The organism is Pseudonocardia yunnanensis, from assembly GCF_039534065.1.
GTDB classification, from domain to species: Bacteria; Actinomycetota; Actinomycetes; order Mycobacteriales; family Pseudonocardiaceae; genus Pseudonocardia; species Pseudonocardia yunnanensis.
In genome coordinates, this window is sequence record NZ_BAAAUS010000008.1 from 230,773 (window position 1) to 250,065 (window position 19,293).

Below are 19,293 nucleotides of genomic sequence, written 5' to 3' on the forward strand. Positions count from 1 at the left end.
CGTTTCCGGGCACGAGTCGGGCGATGGCGGGCAGGATGCTCGTCATGGCCGAACTCCTGAACGACTCCGCGATCGCCGCCGCACTGGCCGACCTGCCCGGATGGGAACGGGAGGGCGACGCGATCGTGCGCACCGCGAAGCTGCCGTCGTTCCCCGCCGCGATCACGGTCGTGGACCGCGTGGCGGAGATCGCGGAGAGCCGCGACCACCACCCGGACGTCGACATCCGCTGGCGGACGCTCACGTTCCGCTGCTCGACACATTCGGAGGGCGGCATCACGGAGAAGGACACGGCGCTGGCCGCGTCGATCTCGGAGCAGATCGACGCGGCCGGCGCCTGAGTTCCGCTATTCGGCCGTGGCCACCCCCGCGCGGGCGGGCACCCTTTCCGCCTCTGCCTCGACGCGTCGGCGGCCGAGCCGCAGCGTCAGCAGCAGGACGATCACGACGAGCACGAGAGCGGCGGCCACCAGGGGCAGCATCAACATGCCGCCCATGCCGATCACGGTGCCGCCGACCACCCCGGCAAGAGCGGTGCCGAGGTAGATCGCTGAAGCGTTGAGCGACAGCACCAGGCCGCCGGTGGGCGCGAGCTCCAGCAGCAGCGACTGCACCGGGGGGTTGAAGGCCCAGCAGAAGACGCCCCACAGGGCGAGGACCACGGCCGCGCCCACCACGGTGCTCGCCGTGAGCGACAGCACCGTGACCGTGACGCCGATCCCGGCGAGCACCGCGAAGAGCGTGGGGACGGTGCCGAACCGGTCGGCGGCACGACCGCCCCACGTGTTGCCGACCATCGCCCCGACGCCGTACACGAGCAGCAGGAGCGCGATCGTGGCGCCGTGGATGCCGGCCGTGGCGTTCAGCAGCGGCGTCACGTAGATGAAGACGACCATGGCGGAGAGCACGCCGATCACGGTCATCGCGAGCACGGTCAGCACACGCCGGTCGGCCGCGACGGCGAAGCGTTCGCGCAGCGGCACCGCAGGCGGGGGCGCGATCCTGGGCAGGCAGAGCGGCACGACGGCCGCGACGATGGCGCTGACGACGGCCACCGCCCCGAACACACCGGCGTAGCCGATGCTGGAGCCGAGCAGATCGCCCGCCGGAACGCCGATGGCGAGCGCCAGCGTCAGGCCACCGAACACGAGGGCGACGGCACGGGCGCGCTGGGCGGGCGGGAGCAGCGCGGTGGCGACGAGCGTGGCGGCCGGCGTGTAGGCAGCAGCGCCGAGCGCGGCGATGATCCGGCCGACGATCAGCACCGGGTACGTGGTGGCGAGGGCGGAGAGACCGTTGCCGACCGCGGCTACGACAAGTGCGGCGAGCAGGACCGTGCGGCGGTCCCAACGTGCGGTGACGGTGGCGAGCAACGGCGCACCAACGGCGTAGGCGAGCGCGAAGGCTGTGGCGAGCTGGCCGGCCGCGGACAGCGAGACGCCGAGCTCCCCGCTGACGGCGGGCAGCACGCCCGATACGACGTAGGCGCTCGTGCCGACGGCGAACGCCCCGGCAGCGAGCAGGTAGGTACGTGCGGACATCGAGAGCCTTCCGAGCCGGGGTCCTTAGTACGACGATTATCGTAGTACGACTTTCGTCAAACTTCGATGCTCGTCGTATTATGGCGACATGTCGCCCAGCGCCGAGGTGCAGACCACCCTCCCTCAGCCCGAGCTGGAGGAAATTCGCATCGAGCAGGTACTCCAGGCTCTCGGAGACCCGGTGCGCCTGCAGATCGTCCGCGCGCTCGCCAAGGCCGCCGACGGCCTGGCCTGTGGCGTCATCCCCCTGCCCGTCACCAACTCCACGCGGACTCACCACATGCGCTTCCTCCGCCGCGCAGGCGTGATCACGGTGCGCGCGAAGGGCACGCGGCGGATTACCTGGCTGCGCCGAGACGACCTCGACGCCCTCTACCCCGGTCTGGTTGACGCCGTGCTCAGCGCTTCGCACTGAGGCCCGTGACCTGGCACTATGCCCTGATGACGCGCCTGCCTCGCAAGCCGTACGAGAAGGAACTGCTACGTCTGCAGGGTGAGCTGGTGCAGATGCAGGAGTGGGTCCGCACCAGCGGCGCCCGTCTCGTCGTTGTCTTCGAGGGGCGTGACGCCGCCGGCAAGGGCGGGGCGATCAAGCGGGTGACGGAGTTCCTCAACCCGCGGATCTGCCGCATCGTCGCCCTGCCGGCGCCGTCCGAACGTGAGCGCACGCAGTGGTACTTCCAGCGCTACATCGAGCACCTGCCCGCCGCCGGGGAGATCGTGCTGCTCGACCGCAGTTGGTACAACCGCGCAGGCGTCGAGCGCGTGATGGGCTTCTGCACCGCTGAGGAGTACACCCGCTTCCTGCGTCAGTGCCCCGTGTTCGAGCAGCTACTGATCGAGGACGGGATCCTCCTGCGCAAGTACTGGTTCTCGGTGAGCGACGCGGAGCAGGAACGCCGCTTCCGTGGCCGGATAGAGAATCCGATGAAGCAGTGGAAGCTCTCGCCCATGGACCTCGAGTCGATCACCCGGTGGTCGGAGTACTCCCAGGCGAAGGACGAGATGTTCGCCCACACCGACATCGCCGCCGCGCCGTGGCTGGTGGTGGAGGCCGAGGACAAGCGCCGCGCGCGGATCAACATGATCGCGCACCTGCTCGGAAGCGTCCCGTGGCAGCCGGTGCCCCCGCGCGACCTCGAGTTCCCGGACCGGCCACCGGTGCGCGGCTACCGGCGTCCGCCGCGCGAGCTCTTCCGCGAGGTCCCCGACCACGCGGCAAAGATCGCCGACTGAGGGCCGCTGTCAGTACCGGCGGTTGGCCAGCACCGGCACGGTGCGCCGGGCCTGGTGCACCTCCTCGATGTCGAGGTCGGCGACCAGCAGGCCGGGCTCTGCACCGATCTGGTCGATGACCCTCCCGAGGGGGCCTGCCGCGAGGCTCGCCCCGATCCCCGTCGGAGCGCTACCCGGGTCGCGACCCGCGGTTGCCGGGTCGGCCTGGTCGCACGCGGCGACGAACGCGGTGCTGTCGAGGGCCCTCGCCCGGACCAGCAGGTCCCACTGCTCGCGCTTGCCGGGACCGGCACCCCACGACGCCGGCACGACCATCACCGAGGCGCCGCCGTTCGCGAGCTCCTGGAAGAGCCCCGGGAACCGCAGGTCGTAGCAGGTGGCCAGGCCGACCGTCACGCCGTCGACGGTGATGCTCACGGGCTTCGTGCCGGGAGCGACGGTGCGCGACTCGGCGAACCCGAACGCGTCGAACAGGTGAATCTTGTCGTAGGAGGCCTCGACGCCGTTGCCGGTGGCGATCAGCGTGTTGAAGACGCGGCCGTCGTCGGCGGGGGTGAACATTCCGGCGACGACGGTGATGGCGGAGTCGGCGGCGATCGCCCGCACCCGCTCGGCCCATGGACCGTCCAGCGGCTCGGCGATCCGGCCGAGCGACACGCCGAAGCAGCACATGGCGGCCTCGGGGAAGACGACGAGGTCGGCCCCCGCCTCCTCCGCCTGGCGAGTGCCGTCCTCGATCAGGCCGAGATTGTGTGCCGGGTCGGGTGTCGACAGGATCTGGGCGAGCGCGATGCGCACAGGGAACCTCCAATTAATGTATACATGCTGCATGCAAGCTGGGTCCGCGTCCCTCGAGTCGGGGCGCGAGCGCGCCTACCGCTACCTGCGGGAGACGGTGCTGGTCGATCCGGCCGTGCAAGGAACCTTCCTCAACGAGGTGGGGCTCGCCCAGGCCGTCGGCGTATCGCGCACACCGGTACGCGAAGCCCTGCTGCTGCTCGTCTCCGAGGGCCTGGTCGAGATGGTGCCCAAACGCGGAGCGTACGTGCCTCCGCTGTCCGGGCGGCAGATCAAGGAGCTGATGGAGCTCCGCGCCCTGCTGGAACGACATGCCGCGTCCGTCACACTCGCCACGGGCGCGGTGCCGCTTGCCGCCATGCACGAGGCACTGGCCGAGCAGGAGCAGTTGGTCGACCACCCCACCGACGCCGACACCGCGAAGGTGTTCATCGAGTGGGACCGGCGCTTCCACCAGTCGCTCGTCGACGCCGCCCGCAACGAGCTCATCGCACGCACCTACGCGGGCCTGCGCACCCGACAGGTGCGGGTCGGGGTGGCGGCCCTGTTCCGGGCCACCGACCGGCAGCATGCGGTGTGCGTGGAGCACCGTCAGATCGTGGACGCGCTCGAGTCCGGCGACGAGACGGCCGCCCACGCGGCGATCGAGGACCACCTGCAGATCACGTTGCGACTGTTCCTGGAGGCGTGACCGGCGACCCGGGCACGAGGTAGGCCTCCTCCTCCGCCCGGTCGGGATCGCGGCCCATCACCAGGCCCGCCAGCGTGAGCAGCGACGCCACCAGGACGTAGACCGCCACCGGCACCCACGTCCCCCAGCTGCTCAGCAGGGCCGTGAACACGAGCGGTGCGACGGCACCGCCGAACACCCCGGCGATCGTGTACGCGAGCGAGCTGCCCGTGTAGCGCAGCCGGACGGAGAACTGCTCGGTGATGAACGCGGCCTGCGGCCCGTACATGAACGAGTGCAGCGCAAGGCCGACGACGACGCCGATGATCAGCAGCAGCTCGGACCCCCCGCTGATCGCGGGGAAGAACACGAACGGCCAGACGGCCGCCCCCGCGGCAGCGATGCCGTAGACGAGCCTGCGGTTGACGCGGTCGGAGATCGCGCCCGCCAGGGGGATCGTCGCGAGCTGGCACGCGGAGCCGATGAGGATCGCGGTCAGCACCGAGCCGCGGCTCATGCCGAGCACGGTCGTTGCGTAGGTGATCACGAAGACGGTGAAGAGGGCATAGCTGACGTCCGGGCCGATCCTGCTGAGCACGCCGGCGAGCAGCGGGCGGCCCTGGGTACGGAAGACGTCGCCGATCGGGGCCGCGGGCCGGTCACCGCGTTCCTTGATGGCGCGGAAGACCGGGGTGTCCTCCAGCTTGAGCCGGATCCACAACCCGAAGGCGACCAGCACCGCGGACAGCAGGAACGCGAGACGCCAGCCCCAGGAGAGGAACGCCTCGTCGGACATCGAGACGGTGAGCACGGCGAGGACGCCGTTCGACATCAGGTTGCCCGCGGGCGGTCCGATCTGGGCGGCCGAGGACCAGAACCCCCGCCTGCGCGGATCGCCGAACTCGCTGGAGAGCAGCACCGCGCCGCCCCACTCCCCACCGACGCCGACACCCTGGGCGAACCGCAGCAGCACCAGGATGATCGGCGCGGCGGCTCCGATCGTGGCGTAGGTCGGCAGGAGCCCGATCAGGAACGTGGCGACCCCGATCAACAGCAGGGTCAGCACGAGCACCTGCTTGCGACCGATGACGTCGCCGAGGCGGCCGAACACGAACCCGCCCAGGGGGCGCGAGACGTAGCCCACCGCGTACGTCGAGAACGCCAGGAGTGTGCCCGTGAGCGGGTCGGAGCCGGGGAAGAACAGCTGCGGGAACACGAGGGCCGCGGCGGCGGAGTAGACCGCGAAGTCGTACCACTCCAGGGACGTGCCGGTGAGGCTCGCGATGAAGGCCTTCGCCAGCGAGCGCCGGTCGACCTCGGGTGCTTGTGACCCTGGCCTCGGATCGGGCATGGGGTTCTCCTGTCCGTGGGGACGGTGACGGGCGACACGGTCGCGGGAGCCGCAATACTTGCTGTATACAAGCGGCATGCGCAAGACCTCGGAGGATCTTCGATGAGCGACCTCGTTTTCGACCTGCCCGACGGCACCACCGTTCCTGTCACCGTCACCCGGCTGCTCAACGCCGGGTACGCGGGCCGTGAGCAGGGCGAGGTCGCGGCCCATGTCGCCGAGCTGGCCGAGCTCGGGATACCCGCTCCCACGGTCACGCCCGCCATGTATCCGGTGGCGCCCTACCTCGCCGCGCAGGTCGACGGGGTGCCCGTGCAGCACGGGCGGACGTCCGGCGAGGCCGAGTGGGCACTCGTCGTCGCGGGCCCGGCGCCGGAGGATCTGCTGCTCACCGTCGCGTGCGACCACACCGACCGGGAGCTCGAGGTGCACGGCGTCGCATGGAGCAAGAACGCCGGACTCGACGTGCTGGGCCGCGGCGCGTGGCGGCTCGTCGACGTCGAGGACCATCTCGACGAGCTGCGGCTGCGGGCATGGGTGGCACAGGAGGACGGTGCCGAGCAGCTGATCCAGGACGCGGGGCTCGCCGCTCTGCTGGCGCCGCGATTCTGGCTCGACGAGCTGGCCGAGATGCTGGCGCCCGGCACCGTGCTGCTGTCCGGCACCGTGGCGATGCTGCCGGGCGTCGACCAGTTCGCCGACCGCTGGCGGGTGGAGCTCGCCGACCCGCGCAACGGCCGCACGCTCGAACTCGCCTACCGGGTGGAGCGCATGCCGGAACCGATCGGCTAGAGTCGCGGCCGTGCAGCGTCAGTACTGGTTTACCGCTCCGGCCCGTGACGGGTCGGCCGGCGAACCGCTGCGCTGACCTTTTCCCCACGAGCCGGACGACGAACCGGCTCGGCGCGAGATCTCGACGGGGCGGTTCGCCTGAGAGAGAGCGCCCACGTCATGCCCATCATCGCCGTCCCCGCCCTGGACGAGCACCGCACCGCCCGCATCAGCCCGCTGCTGTCCCCGTCCCTGCTGCGCCACGAACTCCCGATCGACGAGGCCGTGGCCGAGACGGTGACACGAAGTCGGGCTGAGGTCGTCGACATCCTCGACGGCCGCGACGACCGCCTGATCGTCGTCGTGGGCCCGTGCTCGATCCACGACCCCGAGGCCGCGCTCGACTACGCCCACCTCCTCGCCGAGCACACCGAGAAGGTCTCCGGCGAGCTGCGCGTCGTGATGCGCGCCTACTTCGAGAAGCCGCGCACGACCGTCGGCTGGAAGGGCCTGATCAACGACCCGGGCCTTGACGAGACGTTCGACGTGAACACCGGCCTGCGCACGGCGCGGCGGCTGCTGCTCGACGTCTCGGCGCTCGGTCTCCCCGTCGGATGCGAGTTCCTCGACCCGATCACCCCGCAGTTCCTCGCCGACGTCGTGAGCTGGGGCGCGATCGGCGCCCGCACGGCAGCGAGCCAGGTGCACCGCCAACTGTGCAGCGCGCTGTCGATGCCCGTGGGCATCAAGAACTCCACCGAAGGCGACGTCCAGGCCGCCGTGGACGGGATCCGCGCTGCCGCCGCGAGCCACGTCTTCATGGGGATCAACCGCGACGGTCTGGCCGCCCTCATCACCACGACCGGCAACCCCGACTGCCACGTCATCCTGCGCGGCGGCTCCCCCGGCCCGAACTACGACGCCGCCTCCGTAGCGGCCGCCACCGCCCGCCTGCGGTCGGCCGACCTGCCCGAACGTGTGATCATCGACGCGAGCCACGGCAACAGCGGCAAGGACCACGTCCGGCAGGCGGAAGTGGTGCGGGACATCGCCGGCCGGATCGCCACGGGCGAGGCGGGCGTGGTCGGCGTGATGATGGAGAGCTTCCTCGTCGCCGGCCGGCAGGACCTCGGCCCGAACATGACCCGCGGGCAGAGCATCACCGACGCCTGCCTGGACTGGGGCACCACGGCGAACCTCCTCGACGAACTGGCGGAGGCGGTGGCGGCGCGGCGCTGAACCGGCCGTGAGATCGACACCAGCGCTCCCCGGAACGTCCTGGAGCGCGCTGGTGCCGATCTCACCTCGCCGTCACCTCCGTCAGGCGGCGTTGTAGGAAGCGGCGTTCCGTCGGGCTCTCCGTACGGCTCAGCGCCTCCTGGTACGCCTCCGCCGCCTCCTCGATCCTCCCTAGGCGCCTGAGGAGATCGGCACGCGTGGCCGGGAGGAGGCGGTAGCCCGCCAGCTCGCCGGCCAGCTCGTCCACCAGCGCCAGGCCGGCGGCGGGGCCGTCCGCCATCGCGACGGCAACAGCCCGGTTGAGCCGCACGACCGGCGACGGCACCAGCTCGACGAGCCTCCCGTAGAGAGCTGCGATCTGGGGCCAGTCGGTGTCGGCGGCGTGATCGGCGCGGGCGTGGCACGCGGCGATCGCCGCCTGCACCTGGTACGGCCCGGGCTGCCGGCGCCGGAGTGCGGCGTCGAGCAGGCCGAGTCCCTCGTCGATCGCGGGGCGGTCCCAGCGGGTGCGGTCCTGCTCGTCGAGCGGCACCGGTTCGCCAGCGGCGTCCAGCCGGGCGGCGCGCCGGGAGTGCTGCAGGAGCAGCAGCGCCGCGAGGCCGAGTACCTCGGGGTCGTCCGGCATCAACCGGGCCAGTGTGCGGGCGAGGCGGATGGCCTCGGCGCACAGGTCGTGGCGCATCAGCTCAGGGCCGGCCGCTGCGGCGTACCCCTCGTTGAACAGCAGATAGATCACGCCGAGGACGGCTGCCGTGCGGTCAGGCAGGAGGTGGTCCGGCGGCACGCGGAACGGGATTCCGGCGTCGCGGATCTTGCGTTTGGTGCGCACGAGCCGCTGCGCCATCGTGGGCTCCGGCACGAGGAACGCCCTCGCGATCTCCGCGGTGGTGAGCCCCGCTAACGTCCGCAGTGTCAACGCCACCCGGCCCTCCAGGGGCAGGGCCGGGTGGCAACAAGTGAAGATCAACCGCAGCCGGTCGTCCTGCACCGCGGTGGCGTCACCAGTCTCCTCGGGGACAGCCGGTTCCATCGCGATCTCCCGCAGCTTGGCCGACTCGATCGCGGAGCGACGCAGCCGGTTGCGCGCCGCGTTCCGCGCTGTGGTGGTGAGCCAGGCGCCTGGGTTGCGGGGGATGCCGTCGCGCGGCCAGCGTTCGAGCGCCTGCGCGACGGCGTCCTGGGCGCACTCCTCGGCGAGATCCCAGTCGCCCGTCATCCGGATCAGCGTGGCGACGACCCGGCCCCACTCCGCGCGGAACGCCTCCGCGACGGCGGCGTCCGGTTCGGCGCCGCCGGTCATTCCGCGTCGAGCGGCCAGAACGGCCTGACCTCGATCATCCCGTAGCGCGCCACCGGGTGCTTCGAGGCCACCTCGATCGCCTCGTCGAGGTCGGCGCACTCCACCAGGTCGAAGCCGAACATCTGCTCCTTGGTCTCGGCGAACGGGCCGTCACAGATCAGCACCTCGTTGTTGCGCATCCGGACGGTCGTGGCGTCGGATTCCGGACGCAGCCGGTGGCCCTGCAGCCGCACCCCGCGGCCGTCCATCTCGGATACCCAGGCCTCTGTGGCCGCCGCCATGTCGAAGCCGGGCTCCGGCTCCGCACCCTCGGTGCCGCAGATCATCAGCATGTACTGCATCGTCTTCTCCTTCGTTCCGAGCGGTCGGTACTACGACAACCGGGGAACGCCAGGATCGACAGTCCCGGCCGGAAATCTCAGGACAGATATCCCTCCAGTCGATCGGCCAGCTCGCGGGGCCTGCTGAGGGCGAGGAGATGTCCGCCGGGCATCTCGTCGACGGCGATGCCCAGCCGCTCCCGCACCACCCGCCGCTGGAACTCCAGCGGGAAGAAGCGGTCGTCACGGCCCTGCAGGAACCTCGTCGGAACGTCCGGCCACTTCTCGAGCGGCCACGGCTTCTCGAACGGGGTGCCCGACTGCTCCGGCTCGGGCTCGGCGAACACGACCGTCCTCACCTCGTCGGGGACGTCGTGGAAGAACTCGACGAGCGGGTCGAACGCGCCCCCGGACGGCCGCCCCTCGCTCGCCGCGTACGCAGCCGCGGCCGCGGGCTGCCCGGTGTTCTCCCACCACTGCCCCGGTGACTCGCCCGGCGCGGGCACCATCGCGTTGAGCAGCACCAACAGCTCGACCGGCACCCGCTCGCACACGAGTGGGGCGGTGAATCCGCCCATCGACTGGGCCACCAGGACGATCCGGCTCCGGTCTCCGATCGCGGCCACCACGGCGTCGGCGTACTCCGCGAGCCGGGCCGAGTCGTCGGCGGCGGGCAGGCCCACGGCGATGGCGTCGCGCCCGCGCTGACGCAACTCCTCGACCAGCCGGTACCAGTAGGTGGCGCTTCCACCCGCGCCCGGGATCAGGACGAAGGTGGGGCTCGATCGATCGTTCATGTGCGTTCCTCGCCGTCGGGCTGCTCGTCCGGTCCGCTGAAGAGACAACCGAAGCAGCGAGAACTCATCGGTCTTGCGCGCAGAACGAGCTCACCGGCACACCCGGGGTCGGCGACGGGGAAGGCCGCCCAGGAGAAGGCGGCCGGCAGTCAGCGTGGGATCGACGTGTGCTTGAACTCGTTCAGCTCGGGCCAGCCCGTGAGCATGTCCACCACCCGCTCCACCGCCCGCACGGAGACGCTGGGGTCCGCGCCGGCCGGTGCCCGGTCCATCAGCCGCACGAACACCGCCTGGTCGCCCGCGACGAACGTCGGCACGCCCCACACCGAGTGCGACTTCGCGAACTCCTCGTGCTCCGCCCGGACCGTAGCGAGCGCCGTCCCGGAGTCGATCCGCTCGAACACCTTGTCAGCCGGGACGCCGTGCTCGCTCAGGGTGCGCGCCACGACCTCGCGGTCGTTCAGGTGCAGGGCCTCGTCGTGGCGGACGGCGAAGAGAGCGCGATGGACCTCGGGGAACCGCTCGGGGAACTCGTCGCGCACGACGACACCCGCCTGCAGCGCGAGCAGTCCCGAGTCCTCCTCCCACCTGTCCCAGATGTCGGGCTCGCCTTCTTCCACGTGCACCTGGCCGAGCGAGAACGCCAGGTACCGGACGTCCCAGTCGGCGCCTGCGGCCAGGCCGGTGAGGATGTGCTCGTGCGCGTTGCGCGCGAACGGGCAGCGGTAGTCCCAGGTCACGGCGAATACAGAGCTCATGACGGAAGATCGCACGGTCATGTCCCGTGTATTCCCGGTTCAGGTGGATCCGGACCGTTCGGGTGCGCTCTCCGCGGTGGATCCGTCCAGGGCAGGTTCACCGGTGGGGGGTGCTGCCGGGGCCGGTGGAGTGAGCCTGGCTGTCACCACGTGCGCGACCACAACAGCGACGATGACCAGCGGCATCGCGGCGATCCCGTCCGATCCGAGCAGCAGCGTGGCCAGCAGCACCGACGTGAGCGGCAGCCGCAGCATCGCCACGCACATGGCGCCGATGCCGACGGCCACCCCGGCGACGAGCGGGAGGCCCGGCAGATGGGACAACGCGATGCCGGCCGCAGCTCCCATGTACATGGCGGGGAACGTGGGGCCGCCCCGGAAACTGCTCAACGACACGCTGTAGGCCAGCCCCTTGCAGGCCAGCAAGAGCACGAGGGCGCCCACCGGGTAGCCGGCGTGGTCTGCGAGCAGCGGGCTGAGCTGGTTCTGCCCGGAGAACAACACATCCGACCAGCTCTTGCCGGTGACTGCCGCGTACAGCACGGCGCAGCCCGCCACGACGAGCCCCGCCACGGGCGTCAGCAGCAGCAGTCGCCCCTCGATGTACGGCCGCATCAACAAGGCCAGCCGGTGGATCCCCGTCGCGGTGAACGCGGCCGCGACTCCGATCGCGATCGCCCAGCCGAACGCGGCGCCCGTCGGCCGGTCGAACGGGGGTAGGTCGGGCAGAGCCAATGAGAACGTCCCGAGGCCGGTCAGCGAGTCCAGCCCGATGAAGATCAGCGAGCCGACACCGGCGGCCAACAACCCGGGGACGAGCACCAGCCCGAGCATGGCTCCGCCGAGCCCGGAGGCCTCCATCAGCAGGAACGCCCCCAGCAGCGGGGAGCCGAGCAAGGTGCTGACCGACGAGAAGCTCCCCGCGGCGGCGACCACCGCGGCGGTCTGCGCGGAGGCTCCGCGGCGGACCAGGCGGACCGCGCAGATCCCGAGCCCGCCGCCGAGGGCGATGAGCGGGGCCTCGGGTCCGAGTACGGCACCGAAGACCAGGGTGGCGAAGGCGGCGGCCAGGACGCCGGGCAGCTCCCGCGGGGTGGGGGCACCGCCGGCGTGGAAGCCGTCGGCGGGCGAATGGCCACCGCGCCCCGGCAGGTACCGGATCGCGACGGCGACCAGCACGGCACCGATCAGCAGCAGCGGGAACGGCCACCACAGCGGCGCCCGGCCGAGACCGAGCGCAGGTGGCAGGTCCCGGAACAGCCACAGTTGCAGCGCCGAGACGAGCGCCAGGAAGCCGTAGGCTGCCGCGGAGACCGGGATCCCGACGAGCGCGGCCAGCACGAGGAGCTGCACGTAACTGCGACTGCGCAGCAGCGCCGTGGGGTCGGGCGACGCCGCGGCGGTGGCAGGCCCGGATGGAGCCATCTCGACCTCCTCGCTTCCAAGCCCGGGGTGCCGATGCAAAGCCGTTGGACGGGGCATGAGCTGCGTCCGTGCGGGTGCCAGACGCCGCTGTCAGGTGTGGCTGAAGCCGCCCTGGGCGGCGGGGGTCCGTGGTGGGTCGGCTGCGAGGTGGTCGGTGGCGCCCTTGACAGCGCCGACCAGGGCCTCGGCCAGGTCGTAGCTGAAGCCTTCGCGGACCACTACCCGCATGACCGCGACGTCGGTGGCGGCATCGGGCATCGTGTAGGCGGGCACTTGCCAACCCCCGGCCCGAAGCCGTTCTGAGACGTCGAAGACGGTGTAGGGCGCGGAGTCCGCGAGCCGGAACGCGAACACCGGGATCGCGCTGCCGTCGCTGAGGAGTTCGAACGGCCCGAGCGCCGCGATCCGGGACGAGGTGTGCACGGCGAGATCGCGTAGCGACTCCATCACCGTGCGATAGCCGGATCTGCCCAGCCGCAGGAAGTTGTAGTACTGGCCGATGATCTGGTTCCCGGGCCGCGAGAAGTTCAAGGTGAACGTGGGCATGTCCCCGCCCAGGTAGTTCACGTGGAAGACGAGGTCCTCGGGCAGATCCCGCCGGTCACGCCAGACGACGAAGCCGACCCCGGGATAGACCAGCCCGTACTTGTGCCCCGAGACATTGATCGATTTGACCATCGGCAACCGGAAGTCCCAGACCAGGTCGGGGTGCAGGAACGGTGCGACGAAACCGCCGCTGGCGGCGTCCACGTGTACCGGGACGTCCTGACCGGTCGCCTCGTTGTGGGCGACCACGGCGTCGTGGATCTCCTGGATCGGTTCGAACTCACCGGTGTAGGTGGTACCGAGAATGGCGACGACGCCGATGGTGTTCTCGTCGATCCGCGCAACCGCCTCGTCGGGGGTGATCACGTACCGGCCGTGCTGCACGGGGATGTAGCGGGGCTCGACGTCCCAGTACCGGCAGAACTTCTCCCAGACGACCTGGACGTTGGATCCGAGGATCAGGTTGGGCCGGTCGGTGGACTGCCCGGCGGCGGCACGGCGCGCCCGCCACCGCCACTTCAGCGCCATCCCGGCGAGCATGACGGCCTCGCTGGATCCGATGGTCGACGTGCCGATGGCGTCGCCGTCCTCCGGCGCATTGAACAGGTGCGCGACCATGTTCACGCAGCGCCGCTCGATCTCGGCGGTCTGCGGGTACTCGTCCTTGTCGATCATGTTCTTGTCGAAGGCCTCGGCCATCAGCCGGTCCGCCTCGGGTTCCATCCAGGTCGTCACGAACGTGGCCAGGTTCAGCCGCGAGCTGCCGTCCAGCAGCAACTCGTCATGGATCAGCTGGTAGGCGGCCTCTGGGCGGGCCCCTTGTTCGGGCAACCGGTACTTGGGTATGGGCTCCAGATCGAGCCGATGGGAGTAGGCCGGTGCCACCGCCGACTCGGCCTCCGGGTCCTTTCGCGACAGATGCCGATGAACCATGGATCCTCCTGCCAGGCGTCGGAGAGCGCCCATCCTGAGGGCCCGACAGTCTGGTGCCGACACCCGAGGCGGGTGAGTCCGACGCTCGGACCGCGGGGTCGCAACGTCGAGGCAGGCCCGACCTCCGCGGAGAACCGGGCCCACCGATCATGTGTGACGCGGACGGCCCGTGGTTGAAAGCACAGGGCCCAGCTACTTACAGTCGTTGTACGGCCATGACTGGCCGACCATCCGGATTGTCGGACCACCCGGCTCGGCATCGCGCGCAACCCGCACGCGGGGGCGCGGGAGTCCCACACCGGGAGCGACGGAGGCTGTGGTGCGCGCACGCCTGTCCTTCTGCGCGGCTCACCGGTTGCACGTCGACCTCCTCCGGGTGGCCAGCGCGAGCTGTCGGAGCTGACCGCTCCGCCCATCCGCTCATCGAGCCCGTGGGCGACGACCAGGACCTTGTTCCAGTGCGCGTCGCACGACCGCGGCAACCCGCCCGCTCGTGGGTGCGCCGCATCGCGGAGGAGCGATGACCACCTTGGCACCGTCCACACTGCACCTCGCCGTTGCGCTCGACGGCACCGGCTGGCACCCGGCCTCCTGGCGCGAACCCGGCGCGCGGCCGTCCGAGCTGCTCACCGCCGCGTACTGGACCGAGCTGGTACAGGAGGCGGAACGCGGGCTGCTGGACCTCGTGACGATCGAGGACTCGCTCGTACTGCAGTCCGATCACCGGTTCAGGCCGGACGAACGCACGGACCACGTCCGGGGGCGGCTCGACGCGGTGCTCGTCGCGGCCAGGGTCGCGCCGCTGACAGCGCACATCGGCCTCGTCCCCACCGTGGTCGCCACTCACACCGAGCCGTTCCATCTCTCCAAGGCGATCGCCACCCTCGACTTCGTCAGCACGGGCCGTGCCGGGGTCAGGGTCCGCGTCTCGGCCCGCCCCGACGAGGCCGCGCTGTTCGGCCGCAGGGAGTTCCCGCCCGTCCGGCTCGAGGACGACGCGCTCGCCGGGCTGTTCGACGAGGGCGCGGACTACGTCGAGGTCCTGCGCAGGCTCTGGGACAGCTGGGAGGACGACGCGGAGATCCGCGACGTCGCCACCGGGCGGTTCATCGACCGGAACAAGCTCCACTACATCGACTTCACGGGCGCCCAGTTCTCCGTTCGCGGACCGTCGATCACGCCGCGGCCACCGCAGGGCCAGCCGATCGTCGGCGCACTCGCCCACCGGACCGTCGCCTATCGGCTGCTCGCCCGTTCCGCCGACCTCGGCTTCGTCACCCCGCAGACCTGGGTGGACATCGACGCGATCCTGCAGGAGATCCGCGCCGAGCAGGCCGCCGCGGGCCGCGCGGACGACACCGTGCACGTCCTGGGCGATGTGCTGGTCTTCCTCGACGAGGACCCCGGCGAGGCCGCCGCCCGCAGGGCCCGCCTCGACGACCTGGACGGAGCCGTGCTCCGCAGCGACGCGCGGATCTTCACGGGCACCCCGGTCCAGCTCGCCGACCTCGTGCAGGAGTGGCACGACGCGGGGCTGAGCGGTGTGCGCCTGCGTCCGGCCGGTGTCGCGCACGACCTCCCGTTGATCACCCGCGGCCTGGTCCCGGAGCTGCAGAGCCGCGGTGCCTTCCGCACCGCTTACGAGGCGGACACCCTGCGCGGGTTGCTCGGCCTGCCCCGTCCCGCCAACCGGTACGCGGTGGCCTGAGGCCACGTGGAGAGGAAAACGATGAGCGAGCGTGCGAGCGAATCATCGATACAGCGCCCGTGCGAAGCGACGGCCGAGCGCAGCGAGGCCGTGCAATGAGCGAGCGTGCGAGCGAATCATCGATACAGCGCCTGTGCGAAGCGACGGCCGAGCGCAGCGAGGCCGTGCGATGAGCCGGCCCCGCAAGCAGATCCACCTCGCCGCCCACTTCCCCGGCGTCAACAACACCACCGTCTGGAGCGATCCGGAAGCCGGCAGCCACATCGACTTCCGATCGTTCGTCCACTTCGCGCGCACCGCGGAGCGGGCGAAGTTCGACTTCCTCTTCCTGGCCGAGGGACTGCGGCTGCGTGAGCAGAACGGGGTGATCTACGACCTCGACGTGATGGGCCGTCCGGACACCTTCACGGTGCTCGCCGCGCTGGCCGCCGTCACCGAGCGCCTCGGGCTCGCGGGCACCATCAACTCCACCTTCAACGAGCCCTACGAGGTCGCCCGCCAGTTCGCCTCGCTCGACCACCTGTCAGATGGCCGCGCGGCCTGGAACGTCGTGACGTCGTGGGACGAGTTCACCGGCGAGAACTTCCGCCGCGGTGGCTTCCTACCCCAGGAGAAGCGGTACCTGCGGGCCAAGGAGTTCCTGGCCACGGCCAAGGAGCTGTGGGACTCGTGGTCGGGCGGGGAGATCGTGGCCGACGCGGCTTCGGGCACCTTCCTCTCCGACCCCGACGCCGGGCGCTTCCGGATCACGTCCGACCAGTTCGACATCGGCGGCCGCTTCAGCGTCCCGCGCAGCCCGCAGGGCCACCCGGTGATCCTTCAGGCAGGCGACTCGGAGGAGGGTCGCGAGTTCGCCGCGTCCGACGCCGACGCGATCTTCACCCGGCACGGCACGTTGGAGGCCGGGCGGGCCTTCTACGCCGACGTCAAGAGCAGGCTCGCGAAGTACGGCCGGTCGCCGGAGGACCTGAAGATCCTCCCCGCGGCCACCTTCGTGCTCGGCGACACCGACGCCGAGGCCCACGAGAAGGCCGACGTGATCCGGCACCAGCAGGTGAGCGGGCAGACCGCGATCAAGTTCCTCGAGCAGTTGTGGAACCGCGACCTGTCGGCCTACGACCCGGACGGCCCGCTACCGGAGATCGACCCGCTCGTCGGCGAGAACCACATCTCCCGCGGGCGGGCGAGCGTGCGCCAGCACCGCGACCCGATCACCACCGCGCGCGAGTGGCGTGCCCTCGCCGAGGAGAAGGGGTTGTCGATCCGGGAGCTGATGGTCCAGGTCACCGCACGGCAGTCGTTCGTCGGCACGCCGGCGCAGGTGGCCGACGCGCTCGACGAGTTCGTACAGACCGACGCGAGCGACGGCTTCGTGCTCGTCCCGCACATCACGCCGGGTGGGCTCGACGAGTTCGCCGACACCGTCGTTCCGCTGTTGCAGGAGCGCGGGGTGTTCCGCACCGAGTACGAGGGCACGACGCTGCGCGAGCACCTGGGTCTCCGTCCCGTCCCCGCCGCCCGAGAAGGAGTCCGGCCATGAGGTTCCAGATCCTCGACATCGTCCCCCACACGCCGCATCCGGTGACCGGAGAGATCATCAGCGTTCACGAGCGGCTCGAACGCGTGGTGGAGAACGCGGTGCTGGCCGAGCGGCTCGGATTCGACTCCTACGCCGTTGGTGAGCGGCATGCCGGCGAGTTCGTCTCGTCAGCCCCGACGGTGCTGCTCGGGGCGCTCGCCAATGCCACCGACCGCATCCTGCTCAGCACCGGTGTCACGGTGCTCTCGCTGCTCGACCCGGTGCGCGTCGCCGAGGACTACGCCACGATCGACCAGCTCTCCGGCGGACGCCTGGAGATCGTCATCGGGAAGGGCAACGAGGACAAGCACTTCCCGCTCTTCGGCCTCGAGCTCGCCAAGCAGTACGAGTACCTCACCGAGAACTACGAACTGCTGCGCAGGCTGCTGCGCGAAGAGAACGTCTCGTGGAAGGGCACCCACCACGCCGACCTGGACAGCGTCACCACCTACCCGCGGCCGTTCTCGGGCCCGTTCCGCATCTGGCACGGCTCCGCGACCTCGACGGCCGCGGTCGACCTCGCCGCGAAGTGGGGCGACCCCATCTTCTCGGCCAACGCGCTGCAGCCCCGCGAGAACTATCTGGTGCTGATCAACCGCTACCGCGAGCAACTCGAGGCCAACGGCCACGACCCGGCCGTGGGTTACGTCGGCTCGGGCTCGGGCGGGCTCTTCCTCGCGGACACCGACGCCAAGGCGATCGAGCAGTACCGCCCCATCTACGAGGGCATCGCCGCCAAGATGCGGGCCAAGCACGCCGGTGACAACCGGCCGGGCAAGGCCACCTCGTTCGCGACCATCGAGGAGGCCATCGCACACGGCCCCGCACTCGTCGGCACCCCGGAGCGGGTGGCGGCGAAGATCCTCGACTACCACAAGGCCTACCACCACGACGTCCAGTCGGTCTCGGTGTTCCCGATGCTGCCCTACGCGCAGCAGCACGAGGTGCTCACCCGGTTCGCCGAGGAGGTGGCACCGCTGGTGCGCCGAGAGGTCTCGACCACTCTCTGGGGACCCGACGACCCCGGCCGCGCGGCGGGCTTCACGGCCGTCGACCAGCAGGGAGCAGGAGCATGACCGACACCACCCCCACGCTCGAGGAAGCCGGTGCGCTGGCTCCGCTCGTCCCGCCCGCCGAGGCTGCGAAGCGGGTGGAGTCGGGCGCCCTCCTCGTCGACGTCCGCAGCGCCACGGGGCGGGCAGGCGCCGGTGAGATCCCCGGCGCAACGGTGGTGGACAAGGCCGCGATCGACACCGCGTTCGATCTCGGCGCCGGCACCCACCTCCCAGCAGTGACGTCGCTCGACACCCCGATCGTCGTGATCTGCGGCTCGGTACTCGGTTCCGGCCCCTCCGCGGCCGCGCTGCTGGCCAAGGGCTTCCACGACGTCGTGCACGTCGAGGGCGGGTTCCCGGCCTGGAAGGCGGCAGGCCTGCCCGCGGAGGAGCCGGTGACTCCGCAGGAGAGCTGACTCCCCGCCGTTCGGCTCGAAACAGCGCGATGATCGGTACGTCGGCGTTCCTTTCACCCGCACCCGGTGGCCGCAGTTGCACTCACCGAACGTTCTCGTCGTCGGCATCGATCCGCGTGCGGTCCCCGGGATGGACGCCGACGTCATAGAAGCCGCCCTCGAAAAGGGGAAGGCCGAGTTCGAGAAGCGAGGAGTTTCGGCGGATCTCTGCCTGGTCGGTCTCGACGGGACCGCCGAGACGAAGATCGTGGACTACCTGACCCGGCACTCCTATGCCTGCGTCGTCGTGGGCGGCGGAATTCGTAAGCCGGAACCGATGCTCCCGTTCTTCGAAAAGGTGGTCAACCTGATCCGGCAGCATGCGCCCGACGCAGCCATCGCCTTCAACACGAGTCCGATGGACAGCGCCGAAGCGGCGGCGCGCTGGATCACTGCTCCATAGGCTGTGTCCCGCTCCACGATCTCCGCGGCCGCCGCACACTCGGTCCGCCCGGCGCGCCGACGGTCCGGGCGGTGAGCCCCCCCTTTTCCGGAAGACTTGCGCCGGTCGATGATTTTCAGTCCGATACATTTTCGAATTGAAAAGAATGAAGGCTGTAGCTGCGCTCGATATGTCCCACCTGTGCCATCCGCGAGGGCCATACATTCGGCGAAATCGAGCCGGGTGCGCAGTTCGAGCCGGTTCGACGGAGACCCACTCTCCACCCATGCAACACGCAGTACTGCAACGTCAAGTATCACATGAAATGAGACACGCTTTCGCTGCTCCGAGCACCGGCTGGGCTTAGCCTCATGGTCATGATTCGGTCCAGGCGGCTGCAGCTGTGCCGGCACGTCCGCGACTCGTGAC

The 19,293-nt window shown here is 70.5% G+C and carries 20 protein-coding genes; 11 read left to right on the forward strand and 9 right to left on the reverse strand.

Annotation, left to right across the window (positions count from 1 at the left end; translation table 11 throughout):
* Window positions 1-44: 44 nt before the first annotated feature.
* Window positions 45-341 carry a 4a-hydroxytetrahydrobiopterin dehydratase gene (locus tag ABD743_RS12280; RefSeq protein WP_344721857.1) on the forward strand — a complete coding sequence of 99 codons (297 nt, stop codon included), beginning with the start codon at window positions 45-47 and terminating at the stop codon, window positions 339-341.
* Window positions 342-347: 6 nt separating this feature from the next.
* On the opposite strand, the gene ABD743_RS12285 is transcribed toward ABD743_RS12280, so the two are convergent.
* Window positions 348-1,541: an MFS transporter gene (locus ABD743_RS12285; protein ID WP_344721860.1), complete on the reverse strand. Its 1,194-nt coding sequence runs from the start codon at window positions 1,539-1,541 to the stop codon at window positions 348-350.
* Window positions 1,542-1,629: 88 nt separating this feature from the next.
* On the opposite strand from ABD743_RS12285, the gene ABD743_RS12290 reads away from it, so the two are divergent.
* The gene (locus ABD743_RS12290; protein ID WP_344721862.1) at window positions 1,630-1,956 is read left to right on the forward strand and encodes an ArsR/SmtB family transcription factor; all 327 of its coding nucleotides are present in this window, start codon (window positions 1,630-1,632) and stop codon (window positions 1,954-1,956) included.
* Window positions 1,957-1,982: 26 nt separating this feature from the next.
* On the forward strand, window positions 1,983-2,777 hold the full coding sequence (ppk2, locus tag ABD743_RS12295) for a polyphosphate kinase 2 (protein WP_344721864.1): 795 nt from the start codon (window positions 1,983-1,985) through the stop codon (window positions 2,775-2,777).
* 9 nt (window positions 2,778-2,786) lie between these two features.
* Here the strand turns inward: ppk2 and ABD743_RS12300 are convergent, their stop codons facing one another.
* Window positions 2,787-3,575 (reverse strand): carbon-nitrogen hydrolase family protein, encoded by a 789-nt coding sequence (locus ABD743_RS12300; protein ID WP_344721866.1) that lies wholly within the window; start codon window positions 3,573-3,575, stop codon window positions 2,787-2,789.
* 31 nt (window positions 3,576-3,606) lie between these two features.
* On the opposite strand from ABD743_RS12300, the gene ABD743_RS12305 reads away from it, so the two are divergent.
* The gene (locus ABD743_RS12305) at window positions 3,607-4,266 is read left to right on the forward strand and encodes a GntR family transcriptional regulator (protein ID WP_344721869.1); all 660 of its coding nucleotides are present in this window, start codon (window positions 3,607-3,609) and stop codon (window positions 4,264-4,266) included.
* Here ABD743_RS12305 and ABD743_RS12310 read toward each other — a convergent pair.
* Window positions 4,238-5,596, reverse strand: a complete 1,359-nt coding sequence (locus ABD743_RS12310) for an MFS transporter (RefSeq protein ID WP_344721870.1) — start codon at window positions 5,594-5,596, stop codon at window positions 4,238-4,240. The two genes, ABD743_RS12305 and ABD743_RS12310, sit on opposite strands and share 29 nt — an antisense overlap.
* 102 nt (window positions 5,597-5,698) lie before the next feature.
* Here ABD743_RS12310 and ABD743_RS12315 point away from each other — a divergent pair, with 102 nt between their 5' ends.
* Window positions 5,699-6,388 (forward strand): DUF2848 domain-containing protein, encoded by a 690-nt coding sequence (locus ABD743_RS12315; RefSeq protein WP_344721872.1) that lies wholly within the window; start codon window positions 5,699-5,701, stop codon window positions 6,386-6,388.
* A gap of 159 nt (window positions 6,389-6,547) precedes the next feature.
* On the forward strand, window positions 6,548-7,606 hold the full coding sequence (locus ABD743_RS12320; protein WP_344721874.1) for a 3-deoxy-7-phosphoheptulonate synthase: 1,059 nt from the start codon (window positions 6,548-6,550) through the stop codon (window positions 7,604-7,606).
* A 61-nt stretch (window positions 7,607-7,667) separates the two neighbouring features.
* Here the strand turns inward: ABD743_RS12320 and ABD743_RS12325 are convergent, their stop codons facing one another.
* The 6 genes from ABD743_RS12325 to gad all read right to left on the reverse strand — a co-directional run bounded on the left by ABD743_RS12325 (window position 7,668) and on the right by gad (window position 13,685).
* A complete protein-coding gene (locus tag ABD743_RS12325; protein WP_344721876.1) occupies window positions 7,668-8,906 on the reverse strand; it encodes an RNA polymerase sigma factor in 1,239 nt (412 codons plus the stop codon).
* Window positions 8,903-9,247, reverse strand: coding sequence for a YciI family protein (locus ABD743_RS12330; RefSeq protein WP_344721878.1), 345 nt, complete (start codon window positions 9,245-9,247; stop codon window positions 8,903-8,905). Before ABD743_RS12330 ends, ABD743_RS12325 begins: the two co-directional genes overlap by 4 nt.
* Window positions 9,248-9,324: 77 nt before the next feature.
* Window positions 9,325-10,023, reverse strand: coding sequence for an alpha/beta fold hydrolase (locus tag ABD743_RS12335; protein WP_344721880.1), 699 nt, complete (start codon window positions 10,021-10,023; stop codon window positions 9,325-9,327).
* A gap of 149 nt (window positions 10,024-10,172) precedes the next feature.
* Window positions 10,173-10,781, reverse strand: coding sequence for a DsbA family oxidoreductase (locus ABD743_RS12340; protein WP_344721882.1), 609 nt, complete (start codon window positions 10,779-10,781; stop codon window positions 10,173-10,175).
* A 39-nt stretch (window positions 10,782-10,820) separates the two neighbouring features.
* Entirely contained in the window at window positions 10,821-12,206 is a 1,386-nt protein-coding gene (locus ABD743_RS12345; protein ID WP_344721884.1) for a chloride channel protein, read from the reverse strand.
* 90 nt (window positions 12,207-12,296) lie between these two features.
* Complete coding sequence (gene gad, locus ABD743_RS12350) at window positions 12,297-13,685, reverse strand: glutamate decarboxylase (protein WP_344721886.1); 1,389 nt, start codon at window positions 13,683-13,685, stop codon at window positions 12,297-12,299.
* Between the two features lie 520 nt (window positions 13,686-14,205).
* Here gad and ABD743_RS12355 point away from each other — a divergent pair.
* The 5 genes from ABD743_RS12355 to ABD743_RS12375 all read left to right on the forward strand — a co-directional run bounded on the left by ABD743_RS12355 (window position 14,206) and on the right by ABD743_RS12375 (window position 18,885).
* Window positions 14,206-15,393 (forward strand): LLM class flavin-dependent oxidoreductase, encoded by a 1,188-nt coding sequence (locus tag ABD743_RS12355; RefSeq protein ID WP_344721888.1) that lies wholly within the window; start codon window positions 14,206-14,208, stop codon window positions 15,391-15,393.
* A 169-nt stretch (window positions 15,394-15,562) separates the two neighbouring features.
* Window positions 15,563-16,933, forward strand: coding sequence for an NtaA/DmoA family FMN-dependent monooxygenase (locus ABD743_RS12360; RefSeq protein WP_344721890.1), 1,371 nt, complete (start codon window positions 15,563-15,565; stop codon window positions 16,931-16,933).
* The gene (locus ABD743_RS12365; protein ID WP_344721892.1) at window positions 16,930-18,048 is read left to right on the forward strand and encodes an LLM class flavin-dependent oxidoreductase; all 1,119 of its coding nucleotides are present in this window, start codon (window positions 16,930-16,932) and stop codon (window positions 18,046-18,048) included. The genes ABD743_RS12360 and ABD743_RS12365 overlap by 4 nt, the downstream gene beginning before the upstream one ends.
* Window positions 18,045-18,443: a rhodanese-like domain-containing protein gene (locus ABD743_RS12370; RefSeq protein ID WP_344721894.1), complete on the forward strand. Its 399-nt coding sequence runs from the start codon at window positions 18,045-18,047 to the stop codon at window positions 18,441-18,443. The genes ABD743_RS12365 and ABD743_RS12370 overlap by 4 nt, the downstream gene beginning before the upstream one ends.
* A 130-nt stretch (window positions 18,444-18,573) precedes the next feature.
* Complete coding sequence (locus tag ABD743_RS12375; protein ID WP_344721896.1) at window positions 18,574-18,885, forward strand: hypothetical protein; 312 nt, start codon at window positions 18,574-18,576, stop codon at window positions 18,883-18,885.
* Window positions 18,886-19,293: the final 408 nt, after the last annotated feature.